Annotated in this window: 20 protein-coding genes; 9 read left to right on the forward strand and 11 right to left on the reverse strand. The window is 70.6% G+C overall.

Annotated features, from left to right (window positions below):
* Positions 1–104: 104 nt before the first annotated feature.
* The 4 genes from ABZ794_RS13505 to ABZ794_RS13520 all read left to right on the forward strand — a co-directional run bounded on the left by ABZ794_RS13505 (position 105) and on the right by ABZ794_RS13520 (position 4344).
* A complete protein-coding gene (locus ABZ794_RS13505) occupies positions 105–1070 on the forward strand; it encodes a glutathione S-transferase C-terminal domain-containing protein (protein ID WP_210784703.1) in 966 nt (321 codons plus the stop codon).
* On the forward strand, positions 1063–1746 hold the full coding sequence (locus ABZ794_RS13510) for a DUF998 domain-containing protein (protein WP_210784702.1): 684 nt from the start codon (positions 1063–1065) through the stop codon (positions 1744–1746). Before ABZ794_RS13505 ends, ABZ794_RS13510 begins: the two co-directional genes overlap by 8 nt.
* 168 nt (positions 1747–1914) lie before the next feature.
* Complete coding sequence (locus ABZ794_RS13515; RefSeq protein WP_210784744.1) at positions 1915–3207, forward strand: dicarboxylate/amino acid:cation symporter; 1293 nt, start codon at positions 1915–1917, stop codon at positions 3205–3207.
* A gap of 69 nt (positions 3208–3276) precedes the next feature.
* On the forward strand, positions 3277–4344 hold the full coding sequence (locus ABZ794_RS13520) for an NADH:flavin oxidoreductase/NADH oxidase (protein ID WP_210784701.1): 1068 nt from the start codon (positions 3277–3279) through the stop codon (positions 4342–4344).
* A 48-nt stretch (positions 4345–4392) separates the two neighbouring features.
* Here the strand turns inward: ABZ794_RS13520 and ABZ794_RS13525 are convergent, their stop codons facing one another.
* Positions 4393–7995, reverse strand: coding sequence for an ABC transporter ATP-binding protein (locus ABZ794_RS13525; protein ID WP_357515694.1), 3603 nt, complete (start codon positions 7993–7995; stop codon positions 4393–4395).
* Positions 7996–8698: 703 nt separating this feature from the next.
* On the opposite strand from ABZ794_RS13525, the gene ABZ794_RS13530 reads away from it, so the two are divergent.
* Positions 8699–9265 (forward strand): hypothetical protein, encoded by a 567-nt coding sequence (locus tag ABZ794_RS13530; RefSeq protein WP_357515696.1) that lies wholly within the window; start codon positions 8699–8701, stop codon positions 9263–9265.
* Positions 9266–9489: 224 nt separating this feature from the next.
* Here ABZ794_RS13530 and ABZ794_RS13535 read toward each other — a convergent pair whose 3' ends face one another.
* On the reverse strand, positions 9490–10329 hold the full coding sequence (locus ABZ794_RS13535) for a DUF4081 domain-containing GNAT family N-acetyltransferase (RefSeq protein ID WP_210787032.1): 840 nt from the start codon (positions 10327–10329) through the stop codon (positions 9490–9492).
* The gene (locus ABZ794_RS13540; protein WP_210787030.1) at positions 10259–11599 is read right to left on the reverse strand and encodes an MFS transporter; all 1341 of its coding nucleotides are present in this window, start codon (positions 11597–11599) and stop codon (positions 10259–10261) included. The genes ABZ794_RS13535 and ABZ794_RS13540 overlap by 71 nt, the downstream gene beginning before the upstream one ends.
* Before the next feature lie 112 nt (positions 11600–11711).
* On the opposite strand from ABZ794_RS13540, the gene ABZ794_RS13545 reads away from it, so the two are divergent.
* Positions 11712–12290: a PadR family transcriptional regulator gene (locus ABZ794_RS13545; protein WP_210787028.1), complete on the forward strand. Its 579-nt coding sequence runs from the start codon at positions 11712–11714 to the stop codon at positions 12288–12290.
* 107 nt (positions 12291–12397) lie between these two features.
* Here the strand turns inward: ABZ794_RS13545 and ispG are convergent, their stop codons facing one another.
* The 6 genes from ispG to ABZ794_RS13575 form a co-directional block, all read right to left on the reverse strand.
* Complete coding sequence (gene ispG, locus ABZ794_RS13550) at positions 12398–13570, reverse strand: flavodoxin-dependent (E)-4-hydroxy-3-methylbut-2-enyl-diphosphate synthase (protein ID WP_210787026.1); 1173 nt, start codon at positions 13568–13570, stop codon at positions 12398–12400.
* 9 nt (positions 13571–13579) lie between these two features.
* Entirely contained in the window at positions 13580–14830 is a 1251-nt protein-coding gene (locus tag ABZ794_RS13555) for a site-2 protease family protein (RefSeq protein WP_210787024.1), read from the reverse strand.
* Complete coding sequence (gene dxr, locus ABZ794_RS13560) at positions 14830–16041, reverse strand: 1-deoxy-D-xylulose-5-phosphate reductoisomerase (protein WP_210787022.1); 1212 nt, start codon at positions 16039–16041, stop codon at positions 14830–14832. The genes ABZ794_RS13555 and dxr overlap by 1 nt, the downstream gene beginning before the upstream one ends.
* A gap of 43 nt (positions 16042–16084) precedes the next feature.
* A complete protein-coding gene (locus ABZ794_RS13565) occupies positions 16085–16681 on the reverse strand; it encodes a Uma2 family endonuclease (protein ID WP_210787020.1) in 597 nt (198 codons plus the stop codon).
* A gap of 274 nt (positions 16682–16955) precedes the next feature.
* Positions 16956–17147, reverse strand: a complete 192-nt coding sequence (locus ABZ794_RS13570; RefSeq protein ID WP_210787018.1) for a DUF397 domain-containing protein — start codon at positions 17145–17147, stop codon at positions 16956–16958.
* Positions 17137–18018: a helix-turn-helix transcriptional regulator gene (locus ABZ794_RS13575; protein ID WP_238689741.1), complete on the reverse strand. Its 882-nt coding sequence runs from the start codon at positions 18016–18018 to the stop codon at positions 17137–17139. Before ABZ794_RS13575 ends, ABZ794_RS13570 begins: the two co-directional genes overlap by 11 nt.
* A gap of 211 nt (positions 18019–18229) precedes the next feature.
* Between ABZ794_RS13575 and ABZ794_RS13580 the strand changes: the two genes are divergently transcribed.
* Both ABZ794_RS13580 and ABZ794_RS13585 read left to right on the forward strand, forming a co-directional pair.
* Positions 18230–18469, forward strand: a complete 240-nt coding sequence (locus tag ABZ794_RS13580) for a hypothetical protein (RefSeq protein WP_238689740.1) — start codon at positions 18230–18232, stop codon at positions 18467–18469.
* 40 nt (positions 18470–18509) lie between these two features.
* Complete coding sequence (locus tag ABZ794_RS13585) at positions 18510–18827, forward strand: hypothetical protein (RefSeq protein WP_357515700.1); 318 nt, start codon at positions 18510–18512, stop codon at positions 18825–18827.
* On the opposite strand, the gene ABZ794_RS13590 is transcribed toward ABZ794_RS13585, so the two are convergent.
* Together ABZ794_RS13590 and ABZ794_RS13595 are read right to left on the reverse strand one after the other, a co-directional pair.
* Positions 18817–22785, reverse strand: a complete 3969-nt coding sequence (locus ABZ794_RS13590; protein ID WP_357515701.1) for a CARDB domain-containing protein — start codon at positions 22783–22785, stop codon at positions 18817–18819. The genes ABZ794_RS13585 and ABZ794_RS13590 overlap by 11 nt on opposite strands.
* A 450-nt stretch (positions 22786–23235) precedes the next feature.
* The gene (locus ABZ794_RS13595; RefSeq protein ID WP_357515703.1) at positions 23236–23787 is read right to left on the reverse strand and encodes a GNAT family N-acetyltransferase; all 552 of its coding nucleotides are present in this window, start codon (positions 23785–23787) and stop codon (positions 23236–23238) included.
* 51 nt (positions 23788–23838) lie between these two features.
* Between ABZ794_RS13595 and ABZ794_RS13600 the strand changes: the two genes are divergently transcribed.
* Positions 23839–24699, forward strand: a complete 861-nt coding sequence (locus ABZ794_RS13600; RefSeq protein WP_357515705.1) for a YhjD/YihY/BrkB family envelope integrity protein — start codon at positions 23839–23841, stop codon at positions 24697–24699.
* Positions 24700–24829 lie beyond the last annotated feature (130 nt).

Consider the following 24829-nt stretch of genomic DNA (forward strand, 5'->3'; position numbering starts at 1 on the left):
TGAGTCCTTAGGGGGTGCAGACGGCGGGGGTGGGGCACGCCCACCGGGTCACGAGGGCTGCCGGCCGCCAGGATATCCGCGCCGACAGCGGATAGGTTGACGGCATGGCCCGGGCCCAGTTCAGCGCAGAGACCAGCGGCGGCGGCGCGTTCGTCCGCCAGCCGAACCGGTTCACCGGTCGGGTCACCGCCGACTCGACCTCGCCACCCGGCGGCGGCCCGGACGAGCAGGACCGCTGGCCGCTGGAGGCTGGCCGTTACCGGCTGATCTGGTGCCGGGCCTGCCCCTGGGCGCACCGGGCGAGGATCGTGCGTGGCCTGCTCGGGCTGGACGACGCGATCTCGCTGGGCACCGTCGACCCGATCCGGGACGAGCGGGGCTGGGCGTTCGCCCTCGACCCGGACGGCTTCGACCCGGTGCTCGGCGTGAGCTTCCTCTCCGAGGCGTACCTGGCCACCGACCCGGACTACACCGGCCGGGTGACAGTGCCGGCGCTTGTCGACACCCTGACCGGTCGGGTGGTCACCAACGACTATCCGCAGCTCACCCTCGACTTCTCCACGCAGTGGCGGTCGCTGCACCGTGCGGGGGCGCCGGACCTCTACCCGGAGGCGCTGCGCCCGGAGATGGACGCGCTGATGGCCGAGATCCACACCGACGTGAACAACGGCGTCTACCGGTGCGGGTTCGCCACCTCCCAGCAGGCGTACGACGAGGCGTTCCGGGCGCTCTTCGCCCGACTGGACGCGCTCTCCGAGCGGCTGGCCGGGCAGCGCTACCTGATGGGCGACGCGATCACCGAGGCGGACGTGCGGCTGTTCACCACGCTGGTCCGCTTCGACACCGCTTACCACGGGCACTTCAAGTGCAACCGCGACAAGCTGACCGAGATGCCGGTGCTCTGGGCGTACGCCCGGGACCTGTTCCAGACGCCGGGTTTCGGCGAGACGGTGGACTTCGACCACATCAAGCGGCACTACTACGGCACGCACCGGGAGATCAATCCCAGCGGCATCGTGCCACTCGGGCCGGACGAGTCCGGCTGGAGCACGCCGCACGGGCGTGGCTGAGCCGGGTCGGCCGGCCGCCCCGACCGTGCCGAGGGCCCGCGGCGAGGTCGCCCGCCGGGTCGCCGGGTCCGCCGCGGCCGGCTGCACCCTGGCCGGTGCGGTGGCGGTGACGCTCGCCGTGGTCGCCGGCCCCGGTCCAGGGCTCACCGGGTACGTCAGCGAGGCGGGCATCGCCGGCAGCGCTCACGCCGCGACGTACCGGATCGGGATCCTGGCCCTTGCCGGCGCGTTGCTGTTGATCGGCGCGGCGCTGCCCCCCGGGGTGTGGGCGGCGGCCCCGGCGCTGCTCGCCACCGGGGCCGTGTTCACCGCCGTGTCCGGGGCGGTGACCTGCTCCGGCGGCTGCCCGTTGCCGCCGTTCGAGCGCGCGACGACGGCGGACCTGGTGCACGGCGGCGCGAGCATCGCGGCGACCGCCGCTGTGGTCTTCGCCATGATCACGCTGGCCGTCTCCGGGCCGGCCGGCCGGACGGTCCGTCGGCTGGCCGGCGTCGCCGCCGCGCTGGCTCTGCCGCTCTGCGCCACTGTGGGGCTGGCGATGCTCGTGATCGGCCGAGGCCCGGTGGTGGGGGTGCTGGAACGGCTGATCCTCGCCCTCGCGGTGCTGTGGGGCCTGGGCACCGCCACCGCGCTGGCCCTCTGTAAGGAGCCTCACGCCGTCCGGTCCTTCCGATGAGCGGGAATCGGCGTATCGTCGGCCAACGATGACCAATGTCTGGGGCCTCACCGTCCGCCTGTATGTCGATCTCCGACTGCAGGCCAGTGGCATCTGTCCGGGCTAGCCGCGTTTCTACGCCTGCCCCGATCGGACCGGACAATTGGATACATCCCCATGCCCTTCAGCCTGCGTAAAATTCCCTTCTCCGTGCAGATCCTGCTCGGCCTCGTGCTCGGCGTCGCGCTGGGCTTCCTTGCCCGCAGCAACGACCTGAGCTGGCTGACCAGCACCCTGCACACCGTCGGTAGCCTCTTCGTCCAACTACTCAAGCTGGCCGTGCCGCCGCTGGTCTTCACCGCCATCGTGGTCAGCGTGGTCAGCCTGCGCGGCGTCGCCAACGCCGCCCGGCTCGCCGTCAAGACCCTGCTGTGGTTCGGCATCACCGCGCTGATCGCGGTGAGCATCGGCATCGGCCTCGGCCTGCTCACCAACCCGGGCAAGGGCGTGACCCTCGACCTGGGTGGCGCGGCGCCGCCGAAGAACACCGGCTCGTGGACCGACTTCCTCACCGGCATCGTGCCCACCAACCCGGTCGGCGCGTTCGTCGAGGGCAACGTCCTCCAGATCGTCTTCCTCGCCGTCGTCATCGGTGCCGCGGCCCTGCTGGTCGGCGAAGCCGCCGAACCGTTCGTGGCGCTGAACCGCTCCCTGCTGGAGATCGTCCAGAAGGCGCTCTGGTGGATCATCCGGCTCGCCCCGATCGGCACCCTCGGCCTGATCGGCAACGCCGTCGCCTCGTACGGCTGGGACCTGCTGGCCCCCCTCGCGAAGTTCACCACGGCCGTCTACGTCGGCTGCGCCATAGTGCTGTTCGTGGTCTACCCGCTGGTGCTGATCCTGGCCGGCCGCCTCAACCCGCTGCGCTTCTTCGCCGGCGCCTGGCCGGCTATCGAACTGGGCTTCGTGTCCCGCTCCTCGGTCGGCACCATGCCGGTGACCCAGCGCTCCGTCGAGCGACTCGGCGTGCCCCGCGAGTACGCCTCGTTCGCGGTGCCCTTCGGCGCGACCACGAAGATGGACGGTTGCGCCGCCATCTACCCGGCCCTCGCCGCGATCTTCGTGGCCCAGGTGTTCGGCGTGCAGCTCGGCATCGGCGACTACCTGCTGATCGCCTTCGTCTCGGTGGTCGGCTCGGCGGCCACCGCCGGTCTGACCGGCGCGATCGTGATGCTCACCCTGACCCTCAGCACGCTGGGCCTGCCACTGGCCGGCGCCGGCCTGCTGCTGGCCATCGACCCGATCCTGGACATGGTCCGCACCGCCACGAACGTCGCGGGGCAGGCGCTGGTGCCGACGGTGGTCGCCGCCCGCGAGGGCACCCTCGACCGGGCCGCGTACGAGTCCGCCGGCCGACGTGACCTGACCGACCCGGTGCCGGTCGCCGACACCCGGCCCGAGCTCACCCCCGTTCCCGCCTGACCGATTCACCAGTACGACGACGGGCCCCTCTCCCCAGGGGCCCGTCGCCGTGTCGGAGAGGATGACCCCATGAGTTCCCTGTTCACTCCCCTGGCCCTGCGCGGGGTCACACTGCCCAACCGGATCGCCATGGCACCGATGTGCCAGTACTCCGCCGGCCCCGACGGCCTGCCCACCGACTGGCACCTGATCCACCTCGGCAGCCGCGCCGTCGGCGGTGCCGGCCTGGTGCTGACCGAGGCGACCGCCGTGCTCCCCGAGGGCCGGATCAGCCCACAGGACACCGGCCTCTGGTCCGGTGCGCACGTCGACGCCTGGCGACCGGTGACGGCGTTCGTCGCCGCCCACGGCGCGGTGCCGGCCGTGCAGCTCGCGCACGCCGGCTTCAAGGCCTCCACCTACCGGCCGTGGGCGCCGGAGCGCGGTGGCGTGCCGGACGCCGAGGGCGGCTGGACACCCGTCGCCCCCGGCTCGGAGCCCTTCACCGCCGGCTATCGGACGCCGACCAGCCTCGACGAGGCCGGCATCGCCGGGGTGGTCGAGGCGTTCGCGGCCGGAGCCGTCCGCGCCCTGGACGCCGGCTTCGCCGCCGTGGAGATCCACGCCGCCCACGGCTACCTGCTCAACGAGTTCCTCTCGCCGCTGACCAACCACCGCACCGACGCGTACGGCGGCGACCGGGCGGCCCGGATGCGGCTCACCCTGGAGGTGGCCCGCGCGGTACGCGCCGCGGTCGGCGAGGACGTGCCGGTGCTGACCCGGATCTCCGCCACCGACTGGGTCGACGGCGGCTGGACGATCGAGGACAGCGTGGTGCTCGCCGGTGAGCTGGCCGGCGTCGGCGTCGACCTTGTCGACGCGTCCTCCGGTGGGGTGAGCACGGACCAGCGCATCCCGCTCGGCCCGGGTTACCAGGTGCCGCTGGCCGCCCAGATCCGCCGCGAGGCCGGTGTGCCGACCGGCGCGGTGGGCCTCATCGTGGAGCCCGAGCACGCCGAGCAGATCGTCGCCGGCGGCGAGGCCGACCTGGTGCTGCTGGGTCGGGAGTTGCTGCGCGACCCGTACTGGCCGCGCCGGGCCGCCGCGAAGCTCGGCGTCACGTACTCCGGCCCCGCCCAGTACGCCCGCGCCTCCTGATCCCGACCGGTCGGGCGGCCGCCGCGTGAGCGGCCGCCCGACCGTCGGTCAGCCGGCCAGGTGCGACCAGTCGCCCTCCAGGTCCTGCCAGGTGCCCTGGGCGGCCACCGTGCCGCCGATCAGCACCACCACGTGGTCGGCCCGGACCAACGCGGCGCGCTTCGCGGTCGAGCCGACAACTGTCACCCCGTGGCCGCGCAACGCCTGCCACAGCGCCAGCTCGGTGGTGACGTCGAGCGCCGACGACACGTCGTCGGCGACCAGCAGTTCGGTACGCGGGGCCAGCGCCCGGGCCAGCGCCAACCGCTGCAACTGCCCACCGGAGAGCCGGGTGCCCTTGTGCCCGATGAGCAGGCCCAGCCCGCCGCCGGCGGCAGCCAGGTCATGGTCGAGCTGGGCGGTGCTGACCGCCCCCGCCGCGTCCACCTGGTGCCCGAGGGCGATGTTGTCGGCCACCGTGCCGGAGAGCACCCGGGGCAACTGACCGACGTAGCCGACCTGGTTGGGACGCAGGAACAGCTCCGGCTCGGTGACCGGGTCACCGTTCCAGGCCAGCTCGCCGGTGTGGTGCACGATCCCGGCCAGCCCACGCAGCAACGAGGACTTCCCCGACCCCACCGGCCCGACGACCAGCACCAACTGCCCCCGCTGCACGGTGAGGTCCACGTCCCGGACGGCCACCGTGCCGTCGGAGTGCACCACCCCGAAGCCGCGCAGCTCCAGCCGTCGCAGCGGATGCCGGGGCGGCATGGTCGGCGCGGGCGCCGTCCCGGCGGTCAGGTCGACCTCCGGCACCCCCGCGGAGTACGCGCTCACCCCGGTCATCGCCGCCGTGCGCCGGGTCCAGACCCGTGCCGAGGGCAGCTGCGAGATCAACGACGCCGTCGTCCAGGCGAACCACCGGGCCGCGCCCAGGGTGGACACGGCCACCAGCACCGCCCCGGCGGAGAGCGAGCCGTTCAGGTAGAGCGCCCAGGCGCCGATCGGCAACAGCCCACTGGCCATCGACGGTGTGGAGCGCGCCCACACCTGCACCGAGATCTCCCGCCGCTGTCGGTCGCTGCGCAGCACGTCCAGGCTCGCCAGGTGGCGCAGCACCGCAGTGGTCGCGCCGGCGAGCTTCACCGTCCGCGCCGCGGAGAGCGCGGAGACCAGCGCCGTGGCGAAGGAGGCCCGCGCCGCCACCGTCGCCCGGGCCGCACGCTCCAGCTTCGGCCCGAACAACGTCGCCGCCAGCCCGGAGACGACCATCGTGCCGAGGAAGAACAGCCCGGGTACGACGCTGCCGGTGACCGCCGTCATGGCGACCACGAGCACCAGCGCGACGGTCTGGTCCAGCACGTTGTCGGCGAGCTGGACCACCCGTTCGGTGTCCCCACCCTGCGCCACCACCTCGGCGGGGCTGTGTGAGCTGACCCGGCGCGGCCCGGTCTGGCCGTGCACCAGGCGAAGGCCGATCCGCAGCATCTGCCGCACCCACCACTGCGGGAACCAGACGTGGGTATAGAACGGCAGCGGCAGTGTGATCAGCAAACCGGCGACGATCCCCACCGCCGGCAGGTACGGGTTCCCGGTCCCGTCGACCAGGTCCGCCCAGAGCCACGGCAGCACCGGGCCGTCCAACCCGAGCAGGCTGAGCCCGAGGAACAGCACGATCGCGGCCGCCCCGTACCGGGGATCGTTGGTACAGAGTCGGAAGATCTCCCGCAGCGTCCGGGCCGGCGGCACCGGCGGCAGCGGCGGCGGGTCGGCCCGGGTCGGCCCGACCGTGCCCTGCGTGCTGTCGGGCGGTGTCTCCCGCGTGGCCTGCCCGTTCGGCTCGGCCCGCGTCGGTGCCGGCTCGGTCGGCCAGGCGGCGGCGTGCTCGGTCGCCGCGACCGGCTCGCCCCGCGCGGGCGCCGGCTCGCTCGGCCACGCGTCCGGACCGGGGCCGACCAGGAGGTCCGTGCCGACGCCGCTGCGACCGGCCGGCGCCACAGTGGCGTACGCGGCGGCGTGGCTGGTCGCCAGGAGTTCGGCGAAGCGTGTCGACGTCTCCAGCGGACCGGCCTCGACCACCGCGCCGTCGGCCAGGACCACCACTTCGTCACAGCGGCGCACCGAGGAGAGTCGGTGCGCGATGACGATGCCGATCCGGTCACGCAGCAGTCGTTCGGTGGCCCGCTGCACCCGCGCCTCGGTGACCGGGTCCAGCCGAGCGGTGGCCTCGTCGAGGATCACCACGTGCGGCTCCCGGACCAGGATCCGGGCGAACGCCACCAACTGCTCCTGACCGGCGGAGAGCACGTGCCCGCCCTCCCCCAGCCGGGTCGTCAACCCGTCCGGCAGCTCGGCGATCCAGCTGGCCAGGCCCAGCTCGTCGAGCGCCCGAGCGGCCGCGTCGAGCAACTCCGGGTCGAAGAGCGCCACGTTCTCGGCGAGCGTGCCGGCCAGGATCTCGGTGCGCTGCGGCACCAACGCCACCCAGCGGCGCAGTTGCTCGACGTCGAGGTCGCACAGGTCGGTGCCGCCGAGGAAGACAGTGCCCGGCGGCACGTCGACCGCCCGGGTGAGCACCTTCGCCAGCGTCGACTTGCCCGAACCGGTCCGCCCGATCAGCGCGTACGAGCGACCGCGCGCGAAGGTGAGGCTGAGCCCGCGCAGCGCGACCCCGCGGCCACCCTCCCCGTACCCGAATGTCAGGTCCCGAATGCGCAGGTCACCCTCGCTCGGGCTGGCCCCGCCCACCGGCTCCTGCCGGGCCTTGTAGAGCAACTGCACCCGCGCCCACGCGCCGAGCGCCTCCTGGATCTCCGGCACCATCCGGCTCACGTGTTCCGCGGTCGCCCCGAAGGCCAGGGCGAGCAGCCAGATGGCGGTGAGCCGGGCGGCGTCGATCCGGCCGGTGGCCAACGCCCAGGCACCGCCGAGCACCACCGCGCCGATGCCCGCCCGGATCGTCGCGGTGGCCACCGTCGCCACCCGGGCGGACAGCACCCAGACCACCAGGCCACGGGACAGCACGGCGGAGGCCCGCCGGGCGTACAACCGCAGCACGTACGGCCGCGCCAGGCTGGTGCGTACGTCGTCCTGCCCGTGCACCGCCTCCTCCATCACGGCCGCCAGGTCGGACCACGCCTCCTCCTCGGCCATCCGGGCCGGGCCGATCCGGGCCGTGGGCCGGCGCAGGCCGACCGCGAGCACCACAGTGAGCAGCAGCATCGCGATCCCCGCCGGCCACCACACGAACACCGCCACGACCATCGACAACAGACCGACGCAGAGGCCCTGGGCGAGCCGGGTGCCCTGGTTACGAATTGCCGACGCCACCTGATAGACGTCCCCGTCGATCCGGTCCAGCAGCTCGCCCACCGGAGTGGTCTCCAGGGTGGGCAGGTCCTGCCCGAGAGCGACGCGGCAGAGCCGGCGACGCACGTCGGCGGACCAGTCGGCGGTCAGGCCGGCCATCAGCAGACTCACCGCGAGGTCGCTGAGGACCACGGCGACCAGGGCCGCGGCCAGTACGGCGAAGAAACCAGCCGAACGATGCACCAGCACCGCGCCGGCCAGGGCCGACGCGCCCGCCTGCCCAGCGGCACCCAGCACGATGAGGACGGCCACGATCGTCACACGACGGGTCGAGGTGCCCCACAGATCACGGAGCAGGCGCATGGAAAGTCCTCCGGATGTGGGGTTGCGGAGACTTCAGCCTGCCGGCGTCGGCGTGTGGATTCAACCGAATTTCCGGCCTCTGAGCTGGGCATCCGTGCAGTTCCGCCAGCGGCGGCAGCGGACCTGCAGGGTCAGCGCCGGCAGAACCCCGGCGGGGCTCCGCACCGCTGGCGTTCTGCCCGATCTGATGCGATCCAGCCAACTTTGGTGCCGGCAGGGGCTTCTTGGTCGACCAGGGGTGGTTTGGGGTCGCACGAGCCACGCCGCATGGGGTGATTTGTCCGTTGGTGGGTGGTTGTGGGGTGTGACCGGGCGCACTCGTGGGCCGGAATCATGGCCGGGCCGGGGTCGTTACACACCCTGACGATCGCAGTACCACCGACCGGCCGCCGGACCCCTGACGGCTGGTCGCACAGGGTGGAATGCCAGCCTCCACCGGGTCGTTACAGTCCCCACGAACGACCACCGGGCACCGCCACGACGAGGGTGCCGGCAGATGGGCCGACCCCGGAATGACCCCGGCCCCCCGGTCGTTACACAGGGACCCGGCGCCACGAGCCCCCCGCTCGCCAGGTCGCCGACCCCGACGCCCGACCAAGACTTTTCCCCTTGTTAGTGCAGCGCCGGACGAGGTGCTCACACCCATCACCGCCGTCCCCCTCTTTGGCGGTGCGGGTGTTCTACCCCCGAAGGAGCTACCCCCATGAACACGATCTTCCGTAAGAGCATGCTGTCTGTTGCTGGTCTCGCGTTCGCCGGTGGTGTGTTCGCCGGCCCGATCGCCGCCCACGCCGCTACCCCGGCCGTGGATGCCAAGGCGGTTGCGGTGGCCGTGCAGTCGGCGGCGCCGAAGCCGCAGGGCGAGCAGTCCCACATCACCCTCAACGACGAGCAGACCACCAACGTGAAGGCCATCATCGCGGCCACCAAGAAGGCCGGCCTCCCCGAGCGGGCCGCGGTCATCTCGATCGCGACGAGCCTGCAGGAGTCCAAGCTGGAAAACCTCGGTCACCTGGGCGACCGGAACGACCACGACTCGCTGGGCCTGTTCCAGCAGCGCCCTAGCTCGGGTTGGGGCACCCCGGAGCAGATCACCGACCCCGCCTACTCCACCACCGCGTTCCTCAAGGGCCTCAAGCAGGTCGACGGCTGGCAGAACATGCCGCTGACCGACGCCGCCCAGACCGTACAGGTGTCGGCCTACCCGGACGCCTACGCCCAGTGGGAGCAGCAGGCCACCGACCTCGTCGCCCAGCACTGGAACAGCTGACCCACACCACAAGCACCCAGCACCCAGCACCCAGCACCCAGCACGGCAACACCACAGCACCACACCGACCACTGGCCGGCACCCCGCAACCCGGGGCGCCGGCCAGCGGCGTTTCTTTGCTCCGAGTGCGCAGATCTTGGACATTTCCCGTTCAGCGCGAACGGAATCTGTCCAAAATCTGCGGGGATACATCACCGCGTGCCGCGCGAGCCAACCGGCAGCGGTCAGAAGAGGACGGTGGCCAGGGTGCCGATCGGCTGGAATCCGCAGCGCTCGTAGACACGGCGGGCCGGGAGGTTGAAATCGTTGACGTACAGGCTGACGGTGGGGGCGACCCGCAGCAGCGCGTCGCGGACCACGGCTGCCATGGCGGCGGTGGCGATCCCCCGGCCTCGCCACTCCGGTGCCACCCAGACGCCCTGGATCTGCGCCGTCCGTTTGGTGACCACGGCCAACTCGGCCTTGAACACGACCTTGCCGTCGATGATGCGGGCGTACGCGCGACCGGTCCGGACCAGGTCGTTGACCCGCCGGCGGTAGCTGCGTCCGCCGTCCTCGGCCAGCGGGGAGACGCCGACCTCCTCGGTGTACATGGCAACCGCCGCCGGGAAGAGCCGGTCGACCTCGCCGGAGCGAACCTGGCGTACCTCCGGATCGGCCGGTACGGGTGGCAGCGTGTCGGTGACCAGCAGTGGCTGATTGGGGCGAACGTCTCGCGCTGGCCCCCACGTTCCGGAAAGGCGGTCCCACAGCCCGAGGACGGCATCGGCCCGGCCGACGATGGAGGAGCAGAGCCGCTCCTCGCCGGCGAGCAGGTCGGCGAAGGCAGCGACCGCTGCGTCACTGGCCAGCACCGGGGTCAGGTTGCCGCCGAGCCAGCAGAGTGACTCGAGGTTGCGGCGAGCCCCGTACCCCAGGATTCTGCCCTCGGCCCGCCACCAGGAGAGTCCGCGCGCGGCGATCCGCTCGGCGACCTGCGCGCCCGCGAACGGGTCATGGTCGAGCAGTCGCTCGACCGCGCGGCGCTCCGATTCCCCCAGTTGGCGTACCGGCACCGTCAGCACGACTATCAGCCTGCCAGATCGACCCCCCGCTCCGCCGGTCGAGTGGCGAGGCCGGCACCGGTTCTGCGGGCCCACTGATCGGCCGGGTCCGCCCGGCCCAGCGGACGACCGGGGGCACCAGGGCTCCGAGCAGGAGAAAAAGGGCACCGAGCACGAGCCAGCCAGGTACGCCCCAGCCGAGCGCGAGGGTGGTCACCACGACCGGTGCGAGCATCTTGCCCAGTTCGTAGCCCATGCCGTACGCCCCCTGGTACTGCCCCTGTGCGTCCGCTGGTGCCAGCCCGAAGGAGATCCCCCAGCCGGCGGCGGAGTGCCACAGCTCCCCGGTGACGTGCGCGAGCGCCCCGAGGCCGAGCAGGCCCACCGCGCCGGCGGTGGGCAGCGCGCCGCTGGCAGCGAAGAGTACGCAGGCCAGGGCGATGGCCACGCCCGCTCGGCGGGCGGCGCGGGCGGCCCCGGGCACTGTGGCGGCGGTATTCGCGGCGCGTACCTGAAGGAGCACGACCAGCACGGTGTTGACCAGCGTCAACGCGGAGATCATCCAGACGGGGGCCCGGGTGTGGCCGGCGATCCACAGCGGCAGGGCGATGGTGAGCAGGCTGAAGTGCATCGACATCAGCCCGTCGACCAGTGTGAAGGCGAGGAACGGGCGGTCCCGTAGGGCGACCAGCCGAGGGCCGTGCGTCGGGGCGGCGACCGGGGCGACGGCGGGCAGACGAAGGAAGACCACCGCTGCGGCCAGTGACGTCGCCGCCGAGGCCAGGATGAGCACGACGTACCCGGTTCGGGTGTCGGCGGCGATGGCGAAGCCGCCGAGGACGGCGCCGACGGAGATCCCGACGTTGGTGGTGGCTCGCAGGTAGGCGCGGGTGCGGACCCGCTGGTCGGCTGGGATCGCGCCGGCGATCAGTGCGCCGCGGGCACCTCGCTCGACCGCGTCGGCAAGCGCGGTGGCCGCTGCCACCAGCACGAACGTGGGGAACGACCGGACGGCGATCAGGCCGATGGTCAGGGTGCCAGCGACGAACAGCGCGCCGACCTGCACGCCGCGTGGGCCGACGCGGTCGGCCAGGTAACCGCTCGGGGCGCTGGCCAACACACCGACCAGGGCCGAGATGGTCAGCCCGATACCTACTTCGGTGGCCGACAGGCCGACCGACCGGGTGAGGAAGAGCGCGCTGGCGACGAGCCAGAGGCCCCGCCCGACGGTCTTGACCAGAGTGCCGAGGGTGAGGACCCGGGCCGGACCCGGCGGGGGAAGCAGGCGCATGACCGACACCTTAACAAGACGTACGTACGGTTTGGTAGATGGGGGTTGTCGGCGATGCATTGCCGATATATCGTTGATGCATCAGCGATAGTCCTAGGGAAGGAAAAACCCGATGAGGTTCCACCGACAGCACCACCCGATGCACGAGGCCCGGATGCGGGGGTTCGGCTTCCCGCCCGGTCCGCACGGTCATGGCCACGAGCACGGCGGCCCCTGGGGCGGCCGGGGCCGTGGACGGGGTCGGGGCCGACGCCCCAACGTCCGAGCGTCCGTGTTGGCCCTGCTCACCGAGCGGCCTATGCACGGCTACGAGATGATCCAGGAGATCGACTCCCGCACCGGCGGTGCGTGGCGGCCGAGCCCGGGCTCGATCTACCCCACCCTCCAGCTACTGGAGGACGAGGGCGTGATCGTCGCCAGCACCGAGGAGTCCGGTGGTGGGCGGAAGCGGTTCACTGTCACCGAGGCCGGTCAGGCGGAGGCCACCGAGGCCGCGCAGACCCCGCCGTGGGCGGACGTCGCCCAGGGCACTGTGAGCAGCTGGCACGACATCCGTGACTCTGGCGCACAGGCGATGAACGCGCTGCGCCAGGTGATGATGAACGGCACCGACGACCAGCGTGAGCGGGCCGCCCAGGTGCTCGACGAGACCCGGCGCAAGCTGTACGCGATCCTCGCCGAATCCGAGTGACGCCAGGCCGCACCACAACGCCAGGCCACCCCAACAGCGCACGATCAGCACGAACGCACAGCGGCCGCTCCCCGCACGGGGAGCGGCCGCTTTTTCCAGATGGAAGATCAGTGCACTGTGACGGTCGGGCCGGTGACCAGCCCGCGCAGCTCCTCGGGGAGTTCGGCGCCCATCTCGTCGGCGATCCGCAGCGCCTCTTCGATCAGGGTTTCGACGATCTGGGCCTCGGGCACCGTCTTGACGACCTGGCCCTTGACGAAGATCTGGCCCTTGCCGTTGCCGGAGGCGACACCGAGGTCGGCTTCCCGGGCCTCGCCCGGACCGTTCACCACGCAGCCCATGACGGCGACCCGCAGCGGCACCGGCAGCCCTTCCAGGCCGGCGGTGACCTCCTCGGCGAGCTTGTAGACGTCCACCTGGGCCCGCCCGCAGGACGGGCACGAGACGATCTCCAGGCCCCGCTCACGCAGACCGAGGGACTCCAGGATCTGGTTGCCGACCTTGATCTCCTCCACCGGCGGGGCGGACAGCGACACCCGGATCGTGTCGCCAATCCCCTCGGCCAGCAGCGCGCCGAACGCGACCGCCGACTTGATGGTGCCCTGGAAGGCTGGCCCGGCCTCGGTGACGCCGAGGTGCAGCGGGTAGTCGCACTGCTCGGCGAGCTGCCGGTACGCCCGGATCATCACGACCGGGTCGTTGTGCTTGACCGAGATCTTGATGTCGCGGAAGCCGTGCTCCTCGAACAGCGAGCACTCCCACAGCGCCGACTCGACAAGCGCTTCGGCGGTGGCCTTGCCGTACTTGCTCAGCAGGCGCTTGTCCAGTGACCCGGCGTTGACGCCGATCCGGATCGGCGTCCCCGCCGCCCCCGCGGCACGAGCGATCTCCTTGACCTTGTCGTCGAACTGCCGGATGTTGCCCGGGTTGACCCGGACCGCCGCGCAGCCGGCGTCGATCGCGGCGAAGACGTACTTGGGCTGGAAGTGGATGTCGGCGATCACCGGGATCTGTGACTTCTTGGCGATCGCGGGCAGCGCCTCGACGTCGTCCTGGGACGGCACCGCCACCCGGACGATCTGGCAGCCGGACGCGGTCAGCTCGGCGATCTGCTGAAGGGTCGCGTTGATGTCGGAGGTGAGGGTCGTGGTCATCGACTGCACGGACACCGGCGCACCACCACCGACCGGAACCGAACCGACCATGATCTGGCGGCTGGCCCGACGGGGAGCGAGCGGCGGGGGCGGCACGGCGGGCATACCGAGACTGATAGCTGTCACTTCAGGCACTCACCTTGAGAAGAGCGTGATGGGGTTGACGACGTCCGCGGCGATGGTCAGCAGCGTGAACGCGCCACCGATCAGGATCACCACGTACGTGAAGGGCATCAGTTTGAGGTAGTCCACCCGGCCGGGGTCGGCCCGGCCGATCCGCGCGTAGACCCAGGAGCGGGCCCGTTCGAACCAGGCGATGGCGATGTGGCCGCCGTCCACCGGGAGCAGCGGCAGCAGGTTGAACACGCCGATGAAGAAGTTCAGCGACACGAAGAGCATGAAGAAGACCAGCCAGGCGTTGTTCTCGACCGCCTCCCCGCCGAGTCGGCTTGCGCCGACCACGCTGATCGGGGTGTCGACGTCGCGCTCGCCGCCGGTGAGGGCGGTCCACAGGGCGGGGACCTTCTGCGGGAGGCGCTGGAGCGCCTGGGCGGTGCCGACGGCCAGTTGACCGGTGAAGTCGGCGGTGGCGCCGAAGGCGCCGACCGGGCCGTACGTCACACGGGTTGGGGTGCTGGGGACGAGCCCGACGCCGAGCGCGGCCACCGGCGCGGCGGCACCTGTCGGGTTGTCCAGCGGCGGACGCTGGGTCTGCGCGAGCACCGTGCTGGTGGTGCCCGGCTGCCCGTCGCGGACGTACGCGATCTGCGCGTTGTCGCCCGGCTTGAGCCCGCGCAGCGTGGTGAGCAGGTCGCCGTAGGAGTTGATCGGGGTGCCGTTGACCGAGGTGATCCGGTCGCCGTTGCGCAGTTGCGCCTGGGCTGCCGGGCTGGCCGCGTCGGCGGGGGTGCACGCCCGCACCGCGTTCTCCGGAACCACGCACTCACTGAGCTGGATGACGGCGGGCTCCTGGCGGGCCTGCGCGTCGGTGGTCGGGAAGTCGGGGTTGGGCAGGCCGGCGGAGACGGCGAGGATCCAGATGGTGACCAGAGCGAGCGCGAAGTGCGTGATCGACCCGGCGGCCATCACGATCGTCCGCTTCCAGACCGGGTAGCGCCACATCACCCGCGACTCGTCGCCCGGCTCGACGTCGTCGTCCTGCGGCGTCATCCCGACGATCTTGCAGAAGCCACCGAGGGGGATGCCCTTGAGGCCGTACTCCGTCTCACCCCGCCGGAACGACCAGATGGTGGGGCCGAAACCGACGAAGTACTTCGTGACCTTCATCCCGAACGCCTTGGCGGTCAGCAGGTGACCCGCCTCGTGCAGGCTCACCGAGATGAGAATGGCCAGGGCGAAGAGGACCACCCCGAGCAGGTACGACATCAAGCTCCTTCCACCGAACCCGCGATGATCTCCTGCGCGTGCGCGCGTGCCCACGACTCGGCCGCGAGCACGTCCTCGACGGTACCTGGTTCGTCGAAGTCCGGAGCCTCCTCCAACACGCGTTCGAGGGTGTCGACGATGCCGAGGAACGGCAGCCGGCCCGCCACGAACGCGGCCACGCACTCCTCGTTCGCCGCGTTGTAGATCGCCGGCCGGCAGCGCCCGGTCTCCCCGGCGGCCTTGGCCAGGGCGACGGCCGGGAACGCCTCGTCGTCGAGCGGCGCGAACTCCCAGGTGTGCGCGGCCGTCCAGTCGACGGCGGTGGCCGCCTCCGGCACCCGGTCGGGCCAGCCGATGCCGAGCGCGATCGGCAGCCGCATGTCCGGTGGGCTGGCCTGGGCGATCGTCGACCCGTCGACGAACTCGACCATCGAGTGGATCACCGACTGCGGGTGCACCATCACTGTGATGTCGGCGTAGGGCACGTCGAACAGCTCGTGCGCCTCGATCACCTCCAGCGCCTTGTTGACCATGGTGGCTGAGTTGATCGTGACGACCGGCCCCATGTTCCAGGTCGGGTGTGCGAGCGCCTGCTCGGGTGTGACCTGCGTCAACTCGTCGCGCCGTCGGCCCCGGAACGGGCCGCCGCTGGCCGTGACGATCAGCCGACGCACCTCACCGCGCGAACCGGAGCGCAGGCACTGGGCCAGCGCCGAGTGCTCCGAGTCGACCGGGACGATCTGCCCCGGCCGCGTCACCGCGGCCCTGACCAGCGGGCCGCCGGCAACGAGGGACTCCTTGTTGGCCAACGCGAGAGTACGACCACCGCGCAGCGCGGCCAGCGTAGGAGCGAGGCCCAGCGAGCCGACCACCCCGTTGAGCACGATGTCGCACGGCCACTGGGCCAGCTCGGTCATGGCATCGGGCCCGGCCACGATCTTGGGAAGCTTGAAGTCACCGGTGGCCCATCCGCGCCGGCTCGCCTCGGCGTAGAACGCGAGTTGCAGGTCCTGCGCGGCGGACGCCTTGGCCACTCCGACCGCCTCGACGCCCAGTTCGAGGGCCTGCGCGGCGAGCAGCTCGACGTTGCCGCCACCGGCGCCCACGGCGACCACTCGGAACCGGTCCGGGTTGCGCCGGACGATGTCGATGGCCTGGGTGCCGATCGAGCCGGTGGACCCGAGCAGAACGAGGTCGCGGGGGGAAGTCACCCGGCCATTCTTCCCCACCCCCGCTGCACGTCTGCTGGGAGCCTCAGCCCTCCCCCTCCGACGCTTCCGCCTCGTCCAGCAACTCGGCCGGGTCGATCGAGAAATCGAACGGCTCGCGCATCGCGAAGGTGCTCCCTGCCGCAGCGGCGGCCAACGGGCGGTACTCCCCGTCGACCAGCTCCAACAGCGCCATGGTCGGCACCCGGTTGCGCAGGTCCACCCGGAGGAAGAACGGCACCCCGACGGCGGCGTACTCCCTGGGCCTGTCGATCACGTCCTTACGCCGATTTCCGGGAGACACGATCTCCCCCAACAACACCGCCTGCCCGATGCTCATCGCCGTTCGCCCGCCGCCGGGGACCTTCAGCACGGCGATGTCCGGAATGAACAGGTCGTCATCCGAGACGACGTTCACCTCGTGATAGAGCCACAGCCGTGCCCGGCGGGCGGCCTGCTTCAGCAGGTAGCCGAGTTCCCGTTGAACCGTCCGCCGATCGAGGTCGGAACCCGGCGTGATCACGACACAGCCGCGCAGCACCTCCACCCGTGGACCGCTGTTCTCGGGCAGAAGGTCAAGCGCGGCGCCCGCCGTCCACGCATCGCTGCGGCGGCCCAACACTTCAAACGACTTCGCGGGCACGTCGCAACAATGGCAGGGCCCGGCTCATGGCCAACGGACATGGGGTGTGGCTTCGTGGCGCTGACGTTGGCGTTCCGCTCAAGCAGGGCGAAATGCAGGATGACTTTCTCCGGAGTCGCCTGCACCGAGATGGCGCGCATGGTGACGGGGATCAGGCCGAGTGCAGCCTGCACCGTGTCGAGCACGAGCGTTGACGCGCGCCAGGCGAGACTGCATCGCTGCACACCGCCCTCCATCGGCTGAAAACCGCAACGGCCCTTGGCAGGCTGTTCCGTCAGGCTTCGCCGGTGAAACGGCCAGCGGCCTGGACGAAGGCGGTCCAGACCGAGGGAGTGAAGGTCAGCACCGGCCCTTGCCGGTCCTTGCTGTCGCGCACGCCGACCGTCTCGGCGAACCCGGCCACCTCGACGCAGTTGCCGTCGCCGCCGGACCGGGTCGACTTGCGCCAGACTCCGTCACGCACCATCGGTCATCTCCTTCGCTATAGCCACGATCAACTCACGGGACTCGATCGGGCTCAGCGCCCGTTCCCCGAGTGAGCGCCATACGGTCTCGTAGACCTCGATTTCGTGGGCCTTGTCAAGGTAGACCGCGCCGCAGGGACCGTCCATGTAGATCGTGGTTGGCTCCGGCTCCCGCACGTCAGTCGGGAAGTCGAGCATGGTGAAGGTGCCAGACGATGCCCAACGGAACAGCCCGGCAGCCAGCGGTAGCACCCGCAGGCTGATGTTGTGCCGCTCGCTCGTCACCACCAGGGCATCCAGTTGCCGGACCATCGCCGCTCGGTCGCGCAGCGGCCGACGCAGCACGGATTCGTTCAGGATCACGTCGAGATGCGGGGCTCGGGGCACCGCGCGGGCCAGCAACCGCTGCCGACGCAGCCGGATGTCCACCCGAGCCTTGCGCTCCGCCTCGCCGAGCTGCGGGTGGTCGGTGGCGATCACCTCGGTCATGTACTCGACCGTCTGCAGCAGACCGGGTACCAGGTTCGCTTCGTAGTGGCGGATACGGGTGGCGGCGGCTTCCAGGCCGACGTACAGCTTGAACCAGTCCTTGATCGCTTCGCCGTAGCTGTGCCACCAGCCGTGCGCCTTGGTCTCGCGGGCCAGCGCCCGCATCGTCTCGATCGTCTCCGGGGACGCGCCGTAGACGCGGCACATGGCCGCCACGTCGTTCGGGTGCATGGGGACCTGACCGGTCTCGTAGCGCCAGATCCGGGGTGCCGACCATTCCAATTCCTTGGCCGCCGCGGTAACCGTCACATAGGCATTTTCGCGAAGCTCTCTCAGGTATCTGCCGAGCTGCCTCCGTGGGACTGTGCTGCCGGAGTCGTCCACGTCATCTCCCTGGCTGTCGTCGCGTAAGACACCTCGCCCCTTGGTCCGCATTCTGCCGTGAAAGATTGCGTTGGGCCAGCAGTGAAACGACCATCGTGGAAAGGCACAACAACTCGGAGCGGTCACTCTCGTGAGCGGTATACCTCAGGGTCATATTTATACCTACGAGGTATACCGCTCATCGAGAGGTCGCCGCCCGGACGGGAGGACCATGGACCCCATCGATGACCTACCGCTGCCGCCCTACCTGACCACGGAGGACATCGTGTTCGCGCTGAGGGCGGTCACCGTGCACGCCCCCGAGCGGCCCGACGGTGAGCGTTGCCGCAAGGACCAGGCAACACACCCGTGCCGGCTGCACCGCTGGGGCCGTCGCGTCCTGGAGCGGCGCGGCCTGACCGACGAGCAGGTACAGATGTTGATCGCTGGAGGATCGGTGGCATTGCGATGAGCCGCCGCGTCCGGGGAGCACCCGACAACCGGGGGCCGCGATGACCGCGCCGCGGTGGATCATCCACCTGCCGACCACGCTGACCAGCCTCGACGAGGTCACCGCCCTGGCCGTGGCGCTGCGCGACTCGCTCGGCCATCTCAGCACCATCGACTTCGGCGAGACGACGCTCAGCGAGGAGGACGCGCAGTTCCTGCGTACCCGAGTGTTTTGTGACACCAACCTCGACGGTGCCGGTCGCTGCCGGCGGCCCGACGCCCACGACGGACCCTGCGCCGCAGTGCCCAACACGGAAGTCGGGGTGTCCTCGACATCCGGACACCCCGACTTCACTCAAACCGTGTCGATCAGGGAGTAATGACGAACTGCGAGCCCGGCTGGATGACGATGTTGCCGTCGGCCGAATTGGTGATTGTCACGTTGGTCAGGTTGGCGTTGCCGCGCGCGCCGCTCATCGCGAGAATGCCGGCACCGTTGACCGACTTGTCGATCCGCACGTTGGTGATCGCGAGGTTCGGTATGTTGCCGCCACCGTTCTTGAACTGGATGCCGTCGTACGTGGAGTCGATGATGTCGGTGTCCCGGATCGTGACCCCGACGATGTCCCTGGTGGCCGGGAAGATCGTGATGGCACCGAACTCCTGGTCCTCGTTCCAGAACGCGCCGCCGGTGCGGTAGAGCCCGTTGTTGGCGATCAGCGTCGTGCCGGAGAACGGCAGCGGGTCGTGGTCGGTGGCCAGCATGATGCCCGGGTAGTTGGCGGTGTCGTAGATCAGGTTGTTCTCGATCGAGTTGTCGTAGCCGCCGTAGATGGCGATGCCGTTGGCCCGCCAGGGCAGCTGGATGGTGTTGTTGACGAAGTGGTTGTCGTGGGCGATGTCGACGTTGCGGTCCTTGACGTACGGGTTGGCCCAGACGGCGAGCGCGTCGTCACCGGTGGTGCGGAAGGACGAGTTGAACACCCGCGAGTTGCGCGTGCCGTTGCTGAAGTTGATGCCGTCGGCGTACGTGTTGCGGATCCGCATACCGGTGAACTCCAGCCCGTCGGCCGGCCCCCACAGGTCGGGGATGTTGTCGTAGTCGCGACCCACCCAGGCGCCCACGTTGGCGTGCTCGATCCAGACGTTGCTGATCTTCGTACCGGCGCCGAAGCGACCGTTCAGACCGACGCCACCCTCGGCGTTGCCGTCACCGCCGCGGATCCGACCCGAGCCGAAGATGGCGATGTCGGAGATCTGGGTGTTCTTGTCGATGTCGAAGCCGAAGTTGCCCTCGTGCGGGTGGTTGATGCCGCCCACCACATTCTGCGGCTCGGTCAGTGTGTAGAGCTGCGAGTGCCACATCCCGGCGCCCCGGATCGTGACGTTGCTGATGCCGACCTGGTTGTGCATGCCCCGGTTCAGCGGGTCGTCGGTCAGGATCTTCTGCTCCTGCCGCCACTGCCCGGCGGGGATCCAGACGCAGCTGATGACCCCGTTCTGGTCGTCGGTCACCGCCCGCTGGATGGCGGCGGTGTCGTCGAGCCCGTCGTTCGGGACCGCACCGTACGAGGTGATCGAGGTGCAGCCGGCCGGCTGGCTCGCCGCCGGCGCCACCTGCTCCAGATCGATCATGTCGATGACGTAGAAGGAGGCGCTGTCACCCGAGTCGCGCTGCAACTTGAACCGGGTGCCGGCCGGGTACGACTGCGCCAACAGCGCGTTCGACTCGTCGAAGAGCCGCCGGGCGTCGGCCTGCGGGGTGTTGGTCAGCGCCTCCGGCCCGTCGGTGTTGCCGTAGAGCCAGCTGTGCTTCGACGACAACGTCAGCTTCCGGGAGAAGACGTCGTTGACGTAGAGGCTGATGGTCGCCTCGATGCCGCCACCACCCGGAGCGTCCGGGATGGAGTTACGCACCACGATCGAGTTGGCCTGGTTGGCCGAGGTGAACTCGACGAACTGGCCGGTGCTGGTGAGGCGTACCGACTTGCGACCCGAGGACTCGCTGGCGAAGTTGGTGTGCCCGAAGGTCCGCAGCGGGTCGGCCTCCAGCAGCGTGCCCTGGTAACGGCCGGCCTCCGCCTCGTACGAGACGTACGGGACGGCTGCTCCACGACCGACCACTATCGACTGGCTGAACGCGTTGTTGGTCTCGTTGGTCTCGGTGACCACGTTCGTGGCGTCGGCGGTGGCGGTGATGGTGGCGCCGCCGCTGGTGGCGGTCCAGCTACCGCTGACGGCCACGGTGACCGTCGCGCCGGCGGCGATGGAGGCGGTGTTGGTGTTGAGCGTGGTGCTGCCCGCCACCAGCCGGGTGACGGTGGTCGCCCCGGTCGCGGTGGTGCCCCGGTTGCGAACGGTCACGGTGAAGGTGACGGACGCCCCGACGGCCGGGTTCGGCGGGTTCGAGGCGATGCTGAGCACCTGGAGGTCGGGCCCCGGGGCCTGCGCCACCACCAGCGGCGACGCCGCGGTGCGGCTGTTGTTGCCGTTGTTCTGCTCGACGATCGTGTTCGCCGGGTCGACCACCGCCGAGACGGCGTAGCTGCCCATCGGCCGCGTACCGGCGTTGAACGACACGGTGGTCGAGGCGCCCGCGGCGAGCGTGCCCACCGAGGCGCTGCCGACGACCGCGCCGGCCAGGCTGAAGTTCACTGTGGTCGCGCCGGCGGCGGCCGACCCGACGTTCTGCACCACTGCCGAGAGGGTGACCGGGGAGACCTCGCTGGGCGACGTGGGCGACCAGGTCACCGAGCTGACGACCAGGTCCGGGTTGGGCGCCGGGGTGCCGCACACCTCAAGCTCGGCCACCTGGCCGGACGGGGCACCGGTGTTGCCGGTGAACCGCAACTGCACGTCAGCGGTGGTCGCGCTGACCGGGATGGTCACCAGGTTGGTGCCCTGGGCGAACTGGTAGGTCGCCGCCGACACCAGACTGGTGTACGCGGACGACGCCTGGTCGCGGCCGAGGACCTGGATGGTCTGGGTACGGGTGCCCCAGGCCGGGTCAGGGTTGAGCTTCACCGTGACACCGGAGATGGAGTGGTTCGCGCCGAGCGCCACTGTCAGGTTCTGCGGGTAGCTCGCCGCACCCTCCCAGTAGGTGGTGAGCTGCCCGTCGTTCGCCTTGTCCGGGGTGAAGCTGAAGGTGGAGCCGCTCGCCGTCATGCTCTTGCCCGCCGCCACGTTGGTGCAGGCGGGCGGGTTGCTGCCGGTCCGGGTGACGGTGTTGCTGTTTCCGGAGAGGTTGCCGGCGCCGTCGCGGGCCCGGACGTGGTACGACACGGTCGCCGTCGCCGGTTGGGTGTCCTGGTAGGTGAGGACGGTGCCCAGCGTGGCGATCAGGCTGCCGCCCCGGTAGACGTTGTAGCCGGCGAGCCCGCTGCCACCGGAGTCGGTGGAGGCCCCCCAGTTGAGCGTGATCGTGCTGCCCGACGTGCTGTGCGACAGCGTCCCCGGGACGCTCGGCGCTGTGGTGTCACCGCTGCCGGTACGGGTCACAGTGTTGCTGTTGCCGGAGATGTTGCCGGCGACGTCACGCGCCCGGACGTGGTACGACACGGTCGCCGTGGCCGGCTGGGTGTCATTGAAGGTGGTCACGTTGCCGATGGACTGGAGGAACGCGCCGTTGCGGTAGACGTCGTAACCGGCGATGCCGCTGCCGCCCGCGTTGTCTGTCGACGCGACCCAGTTGAGGCTGATGGTGGTGCCCGACTGGGTGTACGAGAGGTTGCCGGGGACGCTCGGCGCCGTGGTGTCGGGGGTGGTGCCGCCGCTGCCGTACACCTCCAGCTCGGAGAGTTGCCCGGCCGGCCAGCCGCTGTTGGCGGTGATGGTGATCCGGACGTAGCGCGTGGAGGTCGAGCTGAAGTTGATCGTGGCGGTGCTGCCGCTCGCCGGGTTGAAGGTGTACGTCTGTGACCCGACCAGGTCGGTGAAGGACGAACCGTTGGTGCTGCCCCGCACGCTCAGCGTCTGCGTCCGGGTCCCCCAACCGGAGGTCGGCAGCTTCAGCACTACCTGGTTGACGCTCTGCGATGAGCCGAGATCGACCTGCACCCACTGCGGGAACGCGTTGTTGACGCTCTCCCAGTAGCTGCCCGCGTTGCCGTCGACGACCTTCGACGAGTCGTAGACGTCGGCGTGGCCGCTCTCCTGGGTGGGACGGCCCTGGGCGAGGTTGGTGGCCGCCGGGGCGAAGCTGGTGCTCGGTGCGGCCGCCGGATCGGCCGGGCGGACGGCGGCGGCCGGGTTCGCGAGGGCTGTCGCCCCGGCCGTCGCGATCAGCGCGGCGGCGGCCGTGGCCGCCACCATCCTGAACAGATTCGTTCGTCTCATCACTGTCCTTGTCGTCGGGGGACGGTTGCCGCGGTGGCTGGACCACGGGGGTGGGGGTGCGGCGGTGCAGCGCCGGCCGACGCGAGAGGGCCGGTGTCGAGAGAGACGGGGTGGTACGGGCGGCGCGGGGGCGCCGCTCGTCCTGCAAACACCAGATGGGTACGACCATCAACGGGCCTCCCCAGGAGGCCCGTTGAATCTTCCGAGAGCATGCACAGAACCGTGCATGTCTTTGTCTAAATCTTGCGTTACTTTGGCCCAAAGGTTACTGACGTGCTACGGGAGCGTCAACACTTCGACCACCGTGACTATTGACGGACTTGTCTGCCCTGAGGGCCGCCGTCCGCGCTGACCTGCCCACGAATTCGGGGAAGGTGCCGCCTCCTGACTACTGGAGGCCACACCTTCCCCGAAGTTGCGCGGATCTTGCGTCAGGTCGTACGGGAACGATCAGGCATCTGGTGCCGTCAGCACGAAGGTCTCCACCAGCTCCCCGCCGTACCAGTCCGTGCGCTGACCGACATGGCTCATGCCCAGCCTCCGAGCGACAGCCATCGACGGCTCGTTGCTCGGCGACACGACCGCGTAGATCTCCCGGGTACCGGCGGCGAACTCCCGGGCCACCGCCGCGCGCGCCGCCTCGGTGGCGTAGCCGTGACCCCACGCGTCCGGGTGCAGGTGCCAGCCCACCTCGATGTCGTCGGTCCGGCGCGACTCGTCGCGCCCCGGCAGCGGCTTGAGCAACAGAGTGCCCGCCACCTGACCCGTCTCGCATACCTCGATCGCCCAGGTGCCGTACCGGCCGCCGTCGGCGGCGTGCCGCTCCTGCCAGATCCCCAGCCGCTCGGCGGCCTGGGCCGGGTTGGTCATCGGCAGACCCGACGCCACGCCCAGATATCGGCTGATCTCGGGACGCGAGTAGATGTCGTAGATCCGGACCAGATCGGCCGGATCGTCGGTCCAATCGCGCAGGATCAGGCGTTCGGTGATGAGAACAGTCATGACCGGCGATCTTAAGGAGTGACGGCCGCGACGACAGGGAAGGAGGACCCGATGGGCAACGGATGGCAGCGCGCGAAACGGATCACCAGTGCCGCGTTCCGTCCGGTGCGCGGACGGGACCTGTCGCTGCACGCCGCCGCCATCACCTTCTACGGGGCGATCGCCGTGGTGCCGGTCGCCCTGCTGGCAATCTGGCTCACCGCACTGGTGGCCGGGGCCGACCGGGTACGCCGGCTCACCTCGTACGCCGTGGAGGCCCTGCCCACCGCGATCGGCGCGCCCCGGGCGGTGGAGGCGCTGGTCGACGCCGGGGTGGGGTTGACCCCGCTGCTGGCGCTGGCCTCCCTGCTGCCCGCCTCGCTGTACGGCGAGGGCCTGCGCCGGGCGTTCGTCTCGGTGGCCGCGCCCCGCTCCGACGAGCACCTGGTCGGCTGGCGGGGCCGGCTCCTGCTGCTGCCGCTGCTCGCGCCGGCGCCCGCGCTGCTGCTGTCGATCCTGCTGGCGCTCCCACTCACCACCCGCCTCGTACGCCAGGGCGGTTGGCTCGGCGTGCTCGGCGTGGTGCTGTCGTTCCTGGCGGTCTGGCTGGTGCTCACGCCGGTGCTGGTGTGGGTGTTCCGGGTCGTCGGACCGGCCTCACCGGACTGGCTCTGCACCCTCGGGGTCGGGTCGTTCACCGCGGCGAACCTCTCCGGATTCCTGCACGGCTTCGTGCTCTTCGCCTCACTCCCGCTGGACCTGGGAGTACCGTTCGGCGGCTTCGACGAGATCGGCGGCGGCGTGGCCGTCCTCCTCTGGCTCTATCTGTTCCACGTGATCGTCCTCGCCGGCTACTCCGCCACCCTCGCCCTCTCGAACTGGCGCACCACCCCCACCCCCACCCCCACCCCCACCCCCACCCCGCCGGGTTGATCAAGAGGTTTGCGTCACCGGGAGGCCGTTCCTTGACGCAAAGCTCTTGATCACCGGGAGGGGTGGGGGTGGGGTGGGTGGTCGTGGAAGGGGTTACCTGGGCTGGTGGGGCGGACTAGGCTGCCGCGGC

The sequence above is a fragment of the Micromonospora sp. NPDC047187 genome, assembly GCF_040643355.1.
GTDB lineage: Bacteria > Actinomycetota > Actinomycetes > Mycobacteriales > Micromonosporaceae > Micromonospora > Micromonospora salmantinae.

Excerpts from the sequence above, each read along its gene's own strand:
- ABZ794_RS13505 (WP_210784703.1), top strand. The coding sequence starts at position 105 with ATGGCCCGGGCCCAGTTCAGCGCAGAGACCAGCGGCGGCGGCGCGTTC.
- ABZ794_RS13520 (WP_210784701.1), top strand. The coding sequence starts at position 3,277 with ATGAGTTCCCTGTTCACTCCCCTGGCCCTGCGCGGGGTCACACTGCCC.
- ABZ794_RS13525 (WP_357515694.1), bottom strand. The coding sequence starts at position 7,995 with ATGCGCCTGCTCCGTGATCTGTGGGGCACCTCGACCCGTCGTGTGACG.
- ABZ794_RS13530 (WP_357515696.1), top strand. The coding sequence starts at position 8,699 with ATGAACACGATCTTCCGTAAGAGCATGCTGTCTGTTGCTGGTCTCGCG.
- ABZ794_RS13540 (WP_210787030.1), bottom strand. The coding sequence starts at position 11,599 with ATGCGCCTGCTTCCCCCGCCGGGTCCGGCCCGGGTCCTCACCCTCGGC.
- ABZ794_RS13545 (WP_210787028.1), top strand. The coding sequence starts at position 11,712 with ATGAGGTTCCACCGACAGCACCACCCGATGCACGAGGCCCGGATGCGG.
- ABZ794_RS13555 (WP_210787024.1), bottom strand. The coding sequence starts at position 14,830 with ATGTCGTACCTGCTCGGGGTGGTCCTCTTCGCCCTGGCCATTCTCATC.
- ABZ794_RS13570 (WP_210787018.1), bottom strand. The coding sequence starts at position 17,147 with ATGGTGCGTGACGGAGTCTGGCGCAAGTCGACCCGGTCCGGCGGCGAC.
- ABZ794_RS13580 (WP_238689740.1), top strand. The coding sequence starts at position 18,230 with ATGGACCCCATCGATGACCTACCGCTGCCGCCCTACCTGACCACGGAG.
- ABZ794_RS13585 (WP_357515700.1), top strand. The coding sequence starts at position 18,510 with ATGACCGCGCCGCGGTGGATCATCCACCTGCCGACCACGCTGACCAGC.
- ABZ794_RS13590 (WP_357515701.1), bottom strand. The coding sequence starts at position 22,785 with ATGAGACGAACGAATCTGTTCAGGATGGTGGCGGCCACGGCCGCCGCC.
- ABZ794_RS13595 (WP_357515703.1), bottom strand. The coding sequence starts at position 23,787 with ATGACTGTTCTCATCACCGAACGCCTGATCCTGCGCGATTGGACCGAC.
- ABZ794_RS13600 (WP_357515705.1), top strand. The coding sequence starts at position 23,839 with ATGGGCAACGGATGGCAGCGCGCGAAACGGATCACCAGTGCCGCGTTC.